14 protein-coding genes and 1 pseudogene are annotated in these 12,650 nt (G+C 45.6%); 3 read left to right on the forward strand and 12 right to left on the reverse strand.

Annotated elements, in window-relative coordinates:
• Positions 1-30: 30 nt before the first annotated feature.
• From VEA_RS18535 to VEA_RS18550, 4 genes are all read right to left on the reverse strand, one after another.
• Complete coding sequence (locus VEA_RS18535) at positions 31-1,101, reverse strand: NAD(P)H-dependent flavin oxidoreductase (protein ID WP_006741327.1); 1,071 nt, start codon at positions 1,099-1,101, stop codon at positions 31-33.
• Positions 1,102-1,288: 187 nt separating this feature from the next.
• Positions 1,289-2,692, reverse strand: a complete 1,404-nt coding sequence (gene eat / locus VEA_RS18540) for an ethanolamine permease (protein WP_006741326.1) — start codon at positions 2,690-2,692, stop codon at positions 1,289-1,291.
• A gap of 11 nt (positions 2,693-2,703) precedes the next feature.
• The gene (gene eutC, locus VEA_RS18545) at positions 2,704-3,588 is read right to left on the reverse strand and encodes an ethanolamine ammonia-lyase subunit EutC (RefSeq protein ID WP_006741325.1); all 885 of its coding nucleotides are present in this window, start codon (positions 3,586-3,588) and stop codon (positions 2,704-2,706) included.
• A complete protein-coding gene (locus tag VEA_RS18550) occupies positions 3,581-4,993 on the reverse strand; it encodes an ethanolamine ammonia-lyase subunit EutB (RefSeq protein ID WP_005388715.1) in 1,413 nt (470 codons plus the stop codon). Before VEA_RS18550 ends, eutC begins: the two co-directional genes overlap by 8 nt.
• A 184-nt stretch (positions 4,994-5,177) precedes the next feature.
• On the opposite strand from VEA_RS18550, the gene VEA_RS18555 reads away from it, so the two are divergent.
• Positions 5,178-6,128, forward strand: a complete 951-nt coding sequence (locus VEA_RS18555; RefSeq protein ID WP_041853092.1) for a helix-turn-helix domain-containing protein — start codon at positions 5,178-5,180, stop codon at positions 6,126-6,128.
• 44 nt (positions 6,129-6,172) lie between these two features.
• On the opposite strand, the gene VEA_RS18560 is transcribed toward VEA_RS18555, so the two are convergent.
• Positions 6,173-6,700 (reverse strand): TetR/AcrR family transcriptional regulator, encoded by a 528-nt coding sequence (locus tag VEA_RS18560; protein WP_006741323.1) that lies wholly within the window; start codon positions 6,698-6,700, stop codon positions 6,173-6,175.
• A 123-nt stretch (positions 6,701-6,823) separates the two neighbouring features.
• On the opposite strand from VEA_RS18560, the gene VEA_RS18565 reads away from it, so the two are divergent.
• A complete protein-coding gene (locus VEA_RS18565) occupies positions 6,824-7,033 on the forward strand; it encodes a hypothetical protein (protein WP_006741322.1) in 210 nt (69 codons plus the stop codon).
• A 101-nt stretch (positions 7,034-7,134) separates the two neighbouring features.
• Here the strand turns inward: VEA_RS18565 and VEA_RS18570 are convergent, their stop codons facing one another.
• From VEA_RS18570 to VEA_RS18590, 6 genes and pseudogenes are all read right to left on the reverse strand, one after another.
• Entirely contained in the window at positions 7,135-7,506 is a 372-nt protein-coding gene (locus VEA_RS18570; protein WP_005395273.1) for a VOC family protein, read from the reverse strand.
• A 59-nt stretch (positions 7,507-7,565) separates the two neighbouring features.
• Positions 7,566-7,895 (reverse strand): annotated as a pseudogene (locus VEA_RS24370) (type 2 periplasmic-binding domain-containing protein); the annotation flags it as partial.
• Positions 7,896-8,030: 135 nt separating this feature from the next.
• On the reverse strand, positions 8,031-9,002 hold the full coding sequence (locus tag VEA_RS18580; protein WP_006741319.1) for a leukocidin family pore-forming toxin: 972 nt from the start codon (positions 9,000-9,002) through the stop codon (positions 8,031-8,033).
• 154 nt (positions 9,003-9,156) lie between these two features.
• Entirely contained in the window at positions 9,157-9,366 is a 210-nt protein-coding gene (locus tag VEA_RS23605; RefSeq protein WP_005395278.1) for a hypothetical protein, read from the reverse strand.
• A 105-nt stretch (positions 9,367-9,471) separates the two neighbouring features.
• Positions 9,472-11,070 carry a chaperonin GroEL gene (groL, locus tag VEA_RS18585; RefSeq protein ID WP_005395280.1) on the reverse strand — a complete coding sequence of 533 codons (1,599 nt, stop codon included), beginning with the start codon at positions 11,068-11,070 and terminating at the stop codon, positions 9,472-9,474.
• 33 nt (positions 11,071-11,103) lie between these two features.
• A complete protein-coding gene (locus VEA_RS18590; protein ID WP_005373989.1) occupies positions 11,104-11,394 on the reverse strand; it encodes a co-chaperone GroES in 291 nt (96 codons plus the stop codon).
• Positions 11,395-11,664: 270 nt separating this feature from the next.
• Between VEA_RS18590 and VEA_RS18595 the strand changes: the two genes are divergently transcribed.
• A complete protein-coding gene (locus VEA_RS18595) occupies positions 11,665-12,015 on the forward strand; it encodes a rhodanese-like domain-containing protein (RefSeq protein ID WP_006741318.1) in 351 nt (116 codons plus the stop codon).
• 96 nt (positions 12,016-12,111) lie between these two features.
• Here VEA_RS18595 and VEA_RS18600 read toward each other — a convergent pair whose 3' ends face one another.
• A complete protein-coding gene (locus VEA_RS18600) occupies positions 12,112-12,510 on the reverse strand; it encodes a GFA family protein (RefSeq protein ID WP_005395284.1) in 399 nt (132 codons plus the stop codon).
• Positions 12,511-12,650 lie beyond the last annotated feature (140 nt).

The following is a 12,650-nucleotide window of genomic DNA, read 5'->3' on the forward strand; positions in this document are numbered from 1 at the left end:
CTTCACTTGAAATGTGTTCCTCAGGCCAAATTAGTCTGAGGAACATAAGCTCAAATCAATCCCTTCCACTAATGACAGTGTCATTTCTGCTGCCGAAACTTCTTTGCAACCCGACGAATTTTGTCCGCACCACAACGGCGTAAATTCATCTCGGTTTTGCTTCTCCATAAGCGCTCTTAACTGAGTCATTTCAATGGACGCATATGGGAATTTCGGCGCAGACTCACAGATGTAGCCTAGCTCCGACATCGCGCGATTCACAATGCCTCGTGCTGGCCTGCCCGAGAAAACATTAGTCACCGCCGTATGCTGCGCGCGCTCACTGGCAATCGCATATCGATGTAAAGACGAGGTTTTTGCCTCATCACACAACAAATAGGCGCTGCCAACCTGCACGGCACTTGCTCCTAACTTCAGCGCGGCTTGTACACCGTTTCTATCGGCAATTCCTCCTGCTGCAATAACAGGCAAATTCACGCGCTTGACGATTTGCGGTAACAACGCCATCAAGCCTAATTGAGTAGATAAATCATCCGATAAAAACATGCCTCGGTGTCCACCAGCCTCCAAGCCTTGGGCGATAATGCCGTCAACGCCTTTTGCTTCCAGCCATAGTGCTTCATCCACCGTGGTCGCTGTCGAAAGGATCTTCCCTCCCCAACCTCTAATTCGCGCTAACAAGTCATCGGCAGGCAAACCAAAGTGGAAACTGATTACTGGCGGTGCAAATGGTTCAATCGCGTCAGCAATATCATGATTGAAAGGCATCCTTGTCGGAGCGTTTGGCTGAGCCTGTACGGTTGCACCAACTTCAGAAAAATACGGTTGCAGCGTTTTTTGCCACTCTTCGTGCTTGTTGGCGTCGTATTCCGGCATTTCATGGCAAAAGAAGTTGAGGTTGAACGGTCGATTGGTCGCCTGTTGAATAAGTTGAAGTTCTTTAACGATGGCGTCTTTATTCAGCATTCCACAAGGTAACGAGCCAAGCCCGCCAACATTACTGACAGCTATGGTCATTTGGCTGTCTTGCACGCCGGCCATTGGCGCTTGAATAATCGGTAACTCTGTTCCCAAAAGTGTATTAAATACCTTGTTTATCATGATCTTTCCTTGAAAACTTAACCTTTACCTGTGATGGCTCTGCGCCATAGTTATCCAGACTAGACTTTCACATGATTAACCACTTATAAAGTTAAAGTGATGCATTTGTGCGCTATGCACTTTTGATAGAAATGACAAAGGGAGCACATGGCTCCCTTGATGTAGTGGCGAACAATAATTGAAATGGCTATCGTGCTACATCTGATTCAAGCTCTAATTCTGCAACCGACAGCATGGCAAACTCTTCTTCGGCAGTTGCTGCCACCAATTTGTTGCGGCTGTATAAACCATAATAAACACCACCGATAAGAAACAATCCCATTGTCATGAAAAAGGCAGAGGGATCAAAAGCATAAACACCTGTCATTGCGATCAAAGAAAGCACCAGAGAAATACTCGAAGTGATTACCCCGCCAGGCGTTTTATATGGGCGAGCTAACTCCGGCTGTTTAATTCGCAATAAAATATGGCTCAAGGACATTAATGCGTACGATACCGTCGCACCGACAACTGCCATCGCCAAGATTAAGTCCCCCTCTCCCGTAAGGGAAACCAAGAACCCAAAAACGCCCGGAACCAAAAGCGCACGAGAAGGCACTTTTTTGTCACTGGTTAGTGACAAAGTTTGCGGCAAATAACCCGCGCGGGAAAGCGCAAACACCAAGCGACTGTAACCATAAATGATAGAGAAGAAAGAAGCGATAAGACCAGCCAATCCAAGTAAGTTCACGGCCATTGCTATCGTTGAATTGCCTGTAAGCTTCAGCGCGTCAACTAATGGCACCGCGCTATCGCCTATGACCTTTGAACCAACCGCACCAGCCAAAAGAACGACTACCAGAGTTGCGGTTAGTAATAAAAACAACATCGCACCAATGATGCCTTTTGGAACATCTTTTGCCGGATTTTTTGCCTCCTCTGCCGCTAAAGGTACACCTTCAACCGCAAGAAACAACCACATTGCAAATGGCAACGCCGCCCATACGCCATACCACCCAAACGGCAAGATTTCTGTTGCCTGAGCCGTCGCCGGAGCAATATCGAATAAGTTATTAACATCAAAGTGACCAATAAGCACAGCAGCAGTGATTAGAATAGCTAGCACAGCCAAACCGCTGATGACCATCATTACTTTGAGAGCTTCGCCAACACCTGCCATGTGAATAGCGATAAAGACGGCGTAGAAAAGTGCGTAAACAACAGGACCATCGATACCAACCAATTCATTCACTGCTGAGCCAATAAAAATTACTATCGCAGCAGGTGCGAGCGCATATTCAATCAAAACTGATAAGCCAGTGAAAAAGCCACCTGTCGGCCCCATCGCCTGTCTTGCGAAGCTGTAACCACCACCCGCAGCAGGAATAGCCGCAGACATTTCAGCTAAAGACAATACTAGCGTGAAATACATTACTGCCATCGCGATAGCAGCAATAAGAAAGCCTCCCCATCCTGCTTGAGCGATGCCAAAGTTCCAACCGGCGAAGTCACCAGATATAACATACGAGACACCTAAGCCAGCAAGTAAAATCCAACCTGCGGTGCCTCTTTTTAGCTGCCTTTTGGCCAAGTACTCCTGATGTTTAGACATAGTAAATCCTTCTACTTTGATGAAATTAAAAAGTTGTCACTGTGTTTATCTTCAACGCTTGCGCCACCTGGCTCATTGATGTCGGAGCGATCTTTCAGGTTCACTCCTGACAGTTGTAATTTTCGAGCCTCCTTGAGCAAGTAAAATGCGCGTTCACAGGCATCGTCATAATTGAGCCCCTGAGGGCGCACATTGGAAATGCAGTTTCTTTGGGAATCTTTAGAGCCTCGTTTAGCCCCCCAAGTGAGATACATACCCATGCTATCCGGAGAAGTTAGACCTGGCCTCTCTCCAATTAAAACCAGCACGGCCTTAGCGTTAAAACATTCACCAACATCATCCCCTACCGCTACTCTTCCTTGCTTTACGATTGTGATAGGTGCGAATTTCCATTGATGTTCATCATCAGCGCTTAAAAGAGAAATCAATCGAGTAACAACAGGCACGGCATGGTTTTGAATTGCGACGGAAGAAAGTCCATCAGCAATAACAATCGCAAGATCAATGTCAGTGTTATGTTCCTTTGCTATCGAGTTGAGCGTTTGCCAAGAAGATTCATCGAGCTGCCGTCCTAAATCGGGCCTTTGCAAGTACATAAGCCGATCACTCACTTGGCTGCTCACTACCACTGGAGGCTCTAAGGTATTTTCAAGAATCGAGTAAGAGTCCGACAAACCAGCAACGAGAGACTCAATATTCAAACTGCAATGCACTGCATCCATAGCTTGGGCATGATCCAGCTGAAATGAGAGTAACTCGTTGGTTGGTACACTGTTTCCGCTGCGACCCAGAGCGATCCGAGCAGAGGTGAAGTTGCGTAACTTGCCCCAAGGGTTGTGTGTGACAACTTCAGACTCGTCTTGTGTGGACTGAGAAATGGTGATCACTTTACCCATGAGAATACCCCTTATTCAGTTGATTAATTGCTCCCGAAAACGAGCGAGAGATTTGCTCACTTAACCGAACGTCTTGCACGCTCTCGAAAATCTGCATCTCCATTAACCATTGTTCAAACTCTGGAGCTGGCTTCAGACCGAGTACTTTTCTTGCGTAAAGGGCATCGTGAAATGAGGTAGTTTGATAGTTGAGCATGATGTCATCAGACCCTGGAATACCCATGATGAAAGAGCACTCGGCCACGCCTAACAGTGTCAGCAAATTATCCATGTCATTCTGATCGGCATAGGCATGATTGGTGTAACAGATGTCGCAACCCATGGGTAAACCAAGCAGCTTCCCACAAAAATGATCTTCAAGCCCAGCACGAATGATCTGTTTGCCATCAAACAGATACTCAGGGCCAATGAACCCAACGACTGTATTAACCAACAAAGGATCGAACTGTTTCGCGACAGCATAAGCACGGGCTTCACAAGTCTGTTGATCGACCCCATGAAATGCATTCGCAGACAGCGCGGTACCTTGTCCGGTTTCAAAATACATCACATTGTTTCCTACGCTACCTCGATTCAAAGACAACGCGGCTTCATGGGCCTCTTTCAAAATCGACAAGTCGATTCCGAAGGTATCATTCGTCCCTTGCGTGCCACCTATCGACTGAAAAACGAGATCGACTGGTGCACCCATTTCAATGGCTTCGATCGTGTTCGTGACATGAGTTAACACACAAGACTGAGTCGGTATTTGATAGTGTTGAATCACCTCATCCATTAAGTTCATTAACTTAATAGCTTGAGGCACATTATCTGTTGCCGGATTGATACCGATAACCGCATCGCCATTTCCGTACATCAGACCATCAAAAATGGTCGCTGCGATACCGTTGAGAGAATCAGTGGGGTGATTCGGCTGTAAGCGAGTAGACAGGCGACTAGGCAAACCAATCGTATTCCGAAAAGCCGTGACAACTTGGCATTTTTTAGCAACGAGAATCAAATCCTGGTTGCGCATAATCTTACTGACTGCGGCCACCATTTCTGGTGTTAAACCTTGACGAATTTTAGCCAACGTTTCACCATCGGCTTCTTCACTCAGCAGCCAATTTCGAAAATCTCCGACCGTCAAGTGCTCAATCGGTTTAAAGGCTTCAAGGTCATGCGTATCGATAATTAGGCGAGTGATATCGTCGCTTTCGTATGGAATAACCGCCTCGTTAAGAAACGTTTTAAGTGGTAACTCAGACAGCGCCATTTGTGCGACTACACGTTCTGCCGCTGACTGAGCACAAACCCCAGCTAACGCATCGCCTGATCGCTCCGGTGTCGCTTTCGCCATCAAGTCAGCTAATGACTTAAAGGTATAGACTTTACTTCCTTGTTGCCGACGATAAGTTGCCGTCATTGCTCTTCCTCTTCACTATTTGGTTCGCTTTTTGCTGAACTATCAATAAGCTTTAAGAAAGTATTGCCAAATGTGTTCCGTAGCGTTATCAAAAACTGGCAACATTTATAAAACACTAATAAACAATGAGTTACATAAAAACTGCTCCAACATGACTCACAAAAAAGGAATGAGCATCACAAGGATGAGTGACCAAACACCCCAAACCGCACCAATGCTGTGCATCCATCACACAAAGGATGCAAACCAACAAGCTGCAAGCCTAATAAACTGGCAACAGGAATACGATCAACTCAGCGATGGCCGATTTTTAGGTCAAATTCGAGAACGACGATTTCCCAATTTCCATGTATTTCGTGAAGACAGTAACCGCTCACTAAGACAGCAATGCAGGGTTGAAGAGGGAGGAATTTGGTTGGGCTTGAGTGCGGAAAATAAGCCGCTACACCTAAATCACAGTCAGTTTAATGCAAGCCAGCTTTTGCTTAGACAAGGCGGTGCAGATTTTGAGTTAATGACACCGGAGCAGTTTTCTATCTATGGGATAGTACTCGACAGAAAACTGGTTCAAATCATAGAAAAACAGCTCGAGTTAGACGGTATCGGCTGCAACACACCGCACTTAGCGGGACCAACAGAAAAGCACATTCAACAACTTAAATTCTACTTGGGTACTTTGCTCGGTCCCACTGAGTCGCGATGGTCTGACAGCACACATCAGGTGGTTTTAAAAGACATCGTACTCGAACTGTTCTCAATCAGTTCACCAAGCGCAAGCCACCCGATATCAATCTCTCATCGTCAGCATGTGATGCGCCGCATAAAGCAACAGCTACACGACTTAGATTACAGAACTCCGATCACCGTCAGTGAACTGTGTGACGCTGTGCACGTCAGTCGCCGAACACTGCAGTACACTTTTGAACATTGCTGTAATACTTCGCCAAAGCAATTCATACACCGAATGCGGCTGAATCAAGTACGTAGAGTGCTACAAAGCCCTGAAGATAATCGAACAATTGCAGAAATCGCTTTTGACTTTGGTTTTTTTCATCTCGGGCAGTTCAGTCAAAGCTACAAGCGGCTATTTGGTGAGACGCCAACTGAAACGAGAAAATGGGAGTCCAGCAAATAAAATGACAGGCAGTATATTCTTTCAAATTCTGCGTTGGGGCCATTTTATGTAGTCGCAATGATTTGCTGAAACTTAGCATGAAGATCTGTAAGCGCGGCTTCAACATCTGGTTCTGCTCGGCTTAAATGTGCTATTAGCGTCATGAAGTAGCAGTCAAAAATCAACGGCATTTTGTCTTCAAGAACAGAACTTACGCTCGCAGATTGAAACAACTCTTGGTTAAACGACTGGTAATAATCCAAATCCCAAATCACCTCTTTCAACAAGGCTCGGCTCAGCTCGACGTTCGCAAAATAGTAGCGATAGTATTTCTCCGTCAACGCCAAACCAATGTCGATAGCTGTCTTACCTTCCACACTGACTAGCGTCTCTTGGCTGATCTGTTGCAGTTGTGTCAGCATCCCTTCGCGCAAAATCGACAGTTTGGTCGGGAAGTGGCTGAACACCGTACCATCGGCGACTCCTGCTTCTCTCGCAATCTGCCTTGTGGTCGTCATGTCATAGCCATTCTGAGCAAAAGATGCCCACGCGGCTTTTAGGATTTTGTCTCTGGTTTGTTGTCGCTTCGTCATTGATGTATCTGCTTAATGAGCCTGAAAGGATCATACCTTGAGCGGCTGACATTGACAAATTGAGCGCGCTCAATTATAAAAATGAGCACGCTCAATTTTATATAAAAACAAAAGGAATCGCTCATGTACGTATTAAACAAACTAGGCCAAGGATTGATTTTCTTGCCGACCATATTCTGCTTTTCTTATATTTTAAGACCAATATTGATGGTGATTCTCATCCCAGGTGGGATCGCACTTTTGGCGTTAATCGGTGGGGCAGAAGTCAGAGCCATGCTGCTTGAGGAACTTTTTGGGGTCAGTCCATCGCACACCACCTCGAAAAAGGCGTGAGTGCGCGAGAAACGTTGGCAAGGTTAAGCAAAAAACAAAACGCGCAGGTATCGAGATATCAATACCTGCGCGATATAGATGTTCTGAAAAGAGGACTGGCGTTAGTCAGTATTCATGTTCTGACCGATTCGCCATAAAACGCCACTAGGGTCAAACAAACAACATTCGCGCATGCCCCAAGGTTGCTCGACCAGCTCAGTCAAACGCGAGCCAAATTCCTCATGGCCCACTTTGGATAAGTGCTGATGCCAGCTTTCTGCGTCTTCTACGAGCAAGTGCATCATGAAGTTGTTGCCGTGTTCTGGCTCATAAAAATTCTGTAAAAGGAACGCGCAGCTGCCTTGAGAGAAGTACGCCACATCACCGAAGTCTGACGCCATATCAAAGCCTATCGCCTCATAAAAACGTTTTGAGAGCGCGTAATCTTTCGCTGGAACAAATGATTTGATTTCAACAATATTGAGGTTTTCCATTTCCAATTTCCTAAGCCCTTTTCCATCAAACTGACTGACGTAATCACGCTCTACGCCTTCTATTCGCCTTGCGTATTTTGCTGCGATGGTAGTGGTACACACTCTACCATTTGCGTTTGTAACCACGTGATGAATTTATGTTCGAGTTCTGTACGCTTTTTATCTTGGCTCAATAAAACATAATTGCAACCTAATAGCACAAAACCAAATGGCGCGACCAAATTACCGCGCTTAATATCGTCCATAACAAAAGGATACGATCCCATCGCCGCGCCTAAGCCATCCACCGCGGCTTGTATGCAAAAATAAAAATGCGCAAATGATTGCTAAGTGCTGCCGTTGAAGGTTTCACAACGTGTTGATTGCTGCCAATCCGCCCAAGCATGTGGTGCGGGATTGGTCATTTTCGGCGCGATGCTGGGCTTAAAGACTTAATGCGCTTGCGATCAGATTTCGACCATAAAAAATGCGGCTACTAGAGCCGCATTACAATCCACAAACCTTCGGTCTGATAAGTGAAACGTTTATTGAGTGATAACGGTTAGCGTATCCCAATCAATCGTGAAGCGAATTTGTGCCTCAGTGTAGTGGCTCGTTGTGCCTTGATCGTACCAGTTGCACGCATTGCGAGAGAAACCTTCTTCAACTTCTTTCATGCCAGCTCGTGCGATCATCTCCGTTTTTGGCTCTTCTCCGCGCTCAAATTCTGGTGTGAACACGTACTGAAATTTCGGTTTGAAACCGTAGATCAAACGCGGCAAGTTCTCTTCTGGTAATAGGTTTTCGTTTGAACAACCAGTGTAGTGGTAAACGCCCGCCCATTTACCGTAGTACTGGTAGTCGTTGGTGTAAATTTGGCTAAGAGAGGTGGTCCACTTAACGCCCATACCGCGTTCCATGGAAGCCTTTGGTTTGGCTGCGGTGACGTAATCCTTACTTGAGTAGCGAGACGTATAAGCCACACCGAGATCGGTCGTCAACGAGCCAGAAAAACTTGGTGCTGAGCCCGGTGTTGCAGTCGCGGTTAAGCCGATAGACGGAGCAACCGTGGTTGTCGATACGGAAACATCATTGGCTTCGTTTTGCGGTGAGTAATCCTCACTAAATACCGGCGTGCCACCAGCTTGATAGATACTGTAGTCGAACGCGACTGGATAGTTTTGAGTAAAACGGTCCACAATCGCAGCATCGTAAGTGTGTTTTACACCCGGATTACCTGGTACATAACCATTCCCTAGAGTGATCACGCGAGCCGCTTTTTTGTCGTTCTTTGAATTATGGAATAACTCAACCAGTAACTTCATTTGCACACGGCTACCACGAAACGCGTACGGGAAAAGCTCAGGCTCGCTTTGCATCACGACCTCATAGCTTTTCTTCACGTAACCTTCTAGCGCGATGTCATCAATCAAGACACTTTCTACAACCTTGTTATCAGAAGCAGCGGCAGTAGCGGAAATCCCTAACATTAAGGGAAGCAGTATTTTCTTATTCATTATTTTATTACCTTACTTGGGAACAGTCCCAATTTAAGCTAACACATTGAACAAGTAGCGACAATCAAACGAAAACGATTCACATTATCAATAATTTGACCTACACCCAGAAATGAAAAAAAACAGCCAACTTACGCTGGCTGTTTCGATGCAGTTAATGAATGACCCGTGCGTCCCCTTTAAATAACTGAGACAAATCGATAGTGAATATTGTCACTGTCGGACGTTTAGGCAGAGCATTTTCGATCGAAAACTCTGGCCCAGCTGGAACGAGGGGGAAGTGAATAGCCGTCGGCCACGTTGACGAAGCTTCATTACCGCTCGGCTCAGATATTGAGAAAGAAAACGCGGGTAAACGGGTCATAACACTTACCTCAAATGACTGATTCGCGGGCTCAAGCGAGCCCGCTTAGGTTTTGCAATGTTATTGTTGTTTTAACGCCTACTTAATCACTAACGATTGATAACGTTAGATATCAAGTTCTTTGTCTTCAACGTGGTTGGTGATCATCGCTTCAGTCGTGATCATCAAGCCAGCAACAGACGCCGCGAATTGAAGCGCTGAACGTGTTACTTTCGCAGGGTCCAAGATACCCATTTCGATCATGCTGCCGTATTCACCTGTTGCAGCGTTGTAACCGTAATCGGCATCACCCGCTTTGACAGCATTCGCTACGACTGAAGCTTCGTCACCTGCGTTAGTTGCGATTTGACGAAGAGGCTCTTCCATCGCACGTAGCGCAACTCGGATACCCACGTTTTGGTCATCGTTGTCACCTTTTAGATCCGCCAATTCTTTCGCGATCTTAGTTAGGGCAACACCACCACCAGCAACAATACCTTCTTCAACCGCTGCGCGAGTAGCGTGTAGCGCATCGTCCACGCGGTCTTTCTTCTCTTTCATCTCAACTTCAGTTGCAGCGCCGATCTTGATCACCGCTACGCCGCCAGAAAGCTTCGCAACACGTTGTTGAAGCTTGTCTTTGTCGTATTGAGAAGTGGTTGTTTCGATTTGTTTTTCAATCGAAGCCACACGATCAGCAATCGCGCTTGCTTCTGCTGCGCCACCCACAATAGTTGTTGTGTCTTTGGTGATGGTCACTTTCTTCGCGCTACCTAGTTGCTCTAGCGTTGCTTTTTCGAGTTCTAGGCCGATTTCTTCAGAGATGACCGTACCTGCGGTTAGTACCGCAATGTCTTCCATCATCGCTTTACGGTTGTCACCAAAACCAGGTGCTTTCACCGCCGTCGCACGCACGATGCCGCGCATGTTGTTCACAACCAATGTCGCTAGCGCTTCACCTTCGATGTCTTCAGCAATAATCAATAGCGAGCGAGAAGATTTCGCCACTTCTTCTAACACTGGCAATAGCTCGCGGATGCTGCTGACTTTTTTGTCCACCAATAGGATGTAAGGGTTGTCTAGCTCTACGCTGCCATTTTCTTGGTTAGTGATGAAGTATGGCGACAAGTAACCGCGGTCGAATTGCATACCTTCAACCACAGACAATTCGTTGTCTAGACCTTGGCCTTCTTCTACCGTAATCACGCCATTGCGACCCACTTTTTCCATCGCTTCTGCAATGATTTCACCGATCGCGCGATCGCTGTTTGCAGAAATGCTACCCACTTGGGTGATGGATTCTTTGTCGCTGCATGGCTTAGACATTTCACGTAGTTTCTCAACCGCCGCTTCAGTAGCTTTGTCGATACCACGTTTTAGGTCCATTGGGTTCATGCCAGAAGCTACCGCTTTAAGACCTTCATTGATGAAAGATTGCGCCAGTACAGTAGCGGTCGTTGTACCGTCACCCGCTTCATCATTCGCTTTGGACGCCACTTGTTTCACCATTTGTGCGCCCATGTTTTCGAACTTGTCTTTCAGTTCGATTTCTTTCGCTACAGACACGCCATCTTTAGTGATCGTTGGCGCGCCGTAAGATTTATCAAGCACAACGTTGCGGCCTTTAGGGCCTAGTGTCACTTTTACTGCGTCCGCCAGTAAGTTCACACCTTTCAGCATTTTTTGACGTGCGTCATTAGCAAATAATACGTCTTTTGCAGCCATAATTATCTCCTCAAAAAACTACTACAAAAATAATTACTCAACGATTGCTAACACATCAGATTCGGACAGAATCAAGTATTCTGCGCCGTCAATTTTCTCGGTTTTCACGCCGTAACCGTCATTGAAAATGATTTGGTCGCCCACTTTGACTTCCATCGCAGCGCGTTCGCCATTTTCAAGGCGTTTACCTAAACCAACAGCAATGACTTTCCCGCGGTTTGATTTTTTCACCGACTGAGAAGTTAAAACGATTCCCCCTTCAGATTTATTTTCCACCTCTTGTCTTTCAACAATTAGCTTGTCATTTAAAGGACGAATTTTCATTTTTAAGTGCCTCCTACTTGGAACCAAAAATAAAAGACAGAATAAACATCAAGATGGATTTGCGAGTCGACCGCTCGCTTTCGATGAGAATAATAAGGTCGAAAAATTGGAGTTCAAGAGGTGGATTTCATAAAAATTTTTTATTGAATTGAATAAAATCTTCTATCGAAACTTTTGACATTTACGACCACTTAAAACCATCTTTATTATGGAAAATGTGTTCAATCAAATCTAGAGTGGTTACATACTCTTAAAAAGGATAATCAAACAATGAAAAAGGTCGTATCTCTGTTTCTTGCAACATTGTGCGTTGGCTTGCTTTCTCCCAACGTGGCGGCTTCTGAGCGTGCTGAACAAGGGTGGCAACTGATTGAGAAAGGCGCAATGATTGTCGATGTACGCACGCCGCAAGAGTTCTCTGAGGGGCATTTAGACAATGCGGTCAATTTCCCTTTATCTGAGCTTGATAAACATTTCCAAGACGTCGATAAAGATCAAGCGATCGTATTGTACTGCCGCAGTGGTAACCGCTCTGGTAAAGCGTATCAACATTTGCAATCACAAGGGTTCACGAATCTGCACAATGCAGGTGGCTTAGAAGAGCTGCAAGACGCCAAATAATCATCTCTGTTCTAATTTCAAAAATAAAAGCGCAGAGGGCGTTGCAGACTTATTGCAACGCCCTCTGTTACTAAATAATTCTCTTCCGCTACTACTCTATTTGGGCCCGGCCTCAAACTGAGTCAGGTTATCCGATATCTCAAGCCACGGCGCTTTGGACGCGACAAAAATATGGAAATTTGGCTTGTGGGATGGAGCATCATCCAAGACACCTAGGCGAATATTGACAATCCCATTGTTCTTTTTCGAATACAGGCTCGACCCGCAATGGCGACAAAAACATAACATGGTATTTTCGCTTTTCTGATAAGTTTGAATATCCTCTTTTCCTTGGATAATAAGCAACTTATCTAGAGCAATACCGCCCGCAGATGAATAGTCAGAGCCAGTAAATTTTCGACATTCCGAGCAATGGCAATTTCCCATGTACTTGAATTCATCTGCCACTTCCAATTTCACCTTACCACACAGACATGAGCCTTTGAGTACTTCCATTTGAGTCCCTTTTTGTTATGAATCTAATTGAATTAGACGAATACACCGACACCATGCCACTGCAATGCGAAAAATTAAAGGCAGGTAATACAGGTTTTCAAAAATGAAACGAAAATGTAAAACACTCTACTCAGAGGAAA

Source organism: Vibrio antiquarius (assembly GCF_000024825.1).
Taxonomy (GTDB): Bacteria; Pseudomonadota; Gammaproteobacteria; order Enterobacterales; family Vibrionaceae; genus Vibrio; species Vibrio diabolicus.

Excerpts from the sequence above, each read along its gene's own strand:
- VEA_RS18535 (WP_006741327.1), bottom strand. The coding sequence starts at position 1,101 with ATGATAAACAAGGTATTTAATACACTTTTGGGAACAGAGTTACCGATT.
- eat (WP_006741326.1), bottom strand. The coding sequence starts at position 2,692 with ATGTCTAAACATCAGGAGTACTTGGCCAAAAGGCAGCTAAAAAGAGGC.
- eutC (WP_006741325.1), bottom strand. The coding sequence starts at position 3,588 with ATGGGTAAAGTGATCACCATTTCTCAGTCCACACAAGACGAGTCTGAA.
- VEA_RS18550 (WP_005388715.1), bottom strand. The coding sequence starts at position 4,993 with ATGACGGCAACTTATCGTCGGCAACAAGGAAGTAAAGTCTATACCTTT.
- VEA_RS18555 (WP_041853092.1), top strand. The coding sequence starts at position 5,178 with ATGAGTGACCAAACACCCCAAACCGCACCAATGCTGTGCATCCATCAC.
- VEA_RS18560 (WP_006741323.1), bottom strand. The coding sequence starts at position 6,700 with ATGACGAAGCGACAACAAACCAGAGACAAAATCCTAAAAGCCGCGTGG.
- VEA_RS18565 (WP_006741322.1), top strand. The coding sequence starts at position 6,824 with ATGTACGTATTAAACAAACTAGGCCAAGGATTGATTTTCTTGCCGACC.
- VEA_RS18570 (WP_005395273.1), bottom strand. The coding sequence starts at position 7,506 with ATGGAAAACCTCAATATTGTTGAAATCAAATCATTTGTTCCAGCGAAA.
- VEA_RS18580 (WP_006741319.1), bottom strand. The coding sequence starts at position 9,002 with ATGAATAAGAAAATACTGCTTCCCTTAATGTTAGGGATTTCCGCTACT.
- VEA_RS23605 (WP_005395278.1), bottom strand. The coding sequence starts at position 9,366 with ATGACCCGTTTACCCGCGTTTTCTTTCTCAATATCTGAGCCGAGCGGT.
- groL (WP_005395280.1), bottom strand. The coding sequence starts at position 11,070 with ATGGCTGCAAAAGACGTATTATTTGCTAATGACGCACGTCAAAAAATG.
- VEA_RS18590 (WP_005373989.1), bottom strand. The coding sequence starts at position 11,394 with ATGAAAATTCGTCCTTTAAATGACAAGCTAATTGTTGAAAGACAAGAG.
- VEA_RS18595 (WP_006741318.1), top strand. The coding sequence starts at position 11,665 with ATGAAAAAGGTCGTATCTCTGTTTCTTGCAACATTGTGCGTTGGCTTG.
- VEA_RS18600 (WP_005395284.1), bottom strand. The coding sequence starts at position 12,510 with ATGGAAGTACTCAAAGGCTCATGTCTGTGTGGTAAGGTGAAATTGGAA.